Consider the following 864-nt stretch of genomic DNA (forward strand, 5'->3'; position numbering starts at 1 on the left):
CAGGGTGGGAGCGCAGCGACATCTGGCGAGCCAGCGGCTCTAGCACTTCAGGGGAAAAGCCTTCAAACAGAAACATCAGGCGTAAATCTTCAGCCCTTACCTCGCTCACCCTTGGCTCCTCCTGCACCGCCTCGATTCTTGCCCAACTCTCTTCCCAGAGAAAAACTCTTCACCTGACCGCCGCCTGGGATCCGGATCCCTGTTTAACAGGGGCTGCGGCCAGCCTCTAACCTGGAAACGGCAGAATGCACTTTGCTGGTAACCATTCTCCCGAGGTTGGTCAGTTTGAGTCGAGACCTAGCTCCGCTGCAGTTGCGCTTGCAAATCTTGGCTGGTATCCAAAACCTGTAGAAAACGCCGCTCCCCCTCGGAAAAGTCCTGCCACTGCGCCTGCTGCTGGGCAAGGAGATCGGCGGTGGCATCGGCAATGTCGGCGACGTTCAGCAGCTCACCCGGGCCCGATGAAGGGAGTGTTCGCCGTTGTAGGCGCTCTCGGAGGACAGGTTCAGGAGCATGGCAGTAGAGGATGCGCAACGGGATCCCGCACTGTTGGGCCTGTTCAATCGCCATGCCCCGCAGCGCTTGCCGGTCAAACTTGGCGTCCAGAATCACGCTGTAACCTTCCAGGGCCAACTCCACTCCCAACTGCACCAGGCGGCGATAAGTCTTGTCGGTCATCTCGGGCGTATACACCTCTGGCCCCCCCCGCTGCCGCAGAGGGATCCCGGCCAAGTGCTTGCGCACGGCGTCGGAGCGAATGTGGATGGCCCCCCGCCTGGCTCTTATTCACGTCTCCGAGCCCCCGAGACCGTACTAGGTGTCGTATGCCGTGTTGGGCGTGAAAAAAAAGGTGGGGGGGGGGGG

Annotated in this window: 1 protein-coding gene; it reads right to left on the reverse strand. The window is 60.6% G+C overall.

What is annotated here, in order from left to right; translation table 11 throughout:
• Nucleotides 1-297: 297 nt before the first annotated feature.
• Entirely contained in the window at nucleotides 298-786 is a 489-nt protein-coding gene (locus NW858_RS07590; RefSeq protein ID WP_414520223.1) for an AAA family ATPase, read from the reverse strand.
• Between the last annotated feature and the right edge of the window lie 78 nt (nucleotides 787-864).

Source organism: Synechococcus sp. H55.10 (assembly GCF_047502715.1).
Classification (GTDB): Bacteria; Cyanobacteriota; Cyanobacteriia; order Thermostichales; family Thermostichaceae; genus Thermostichus.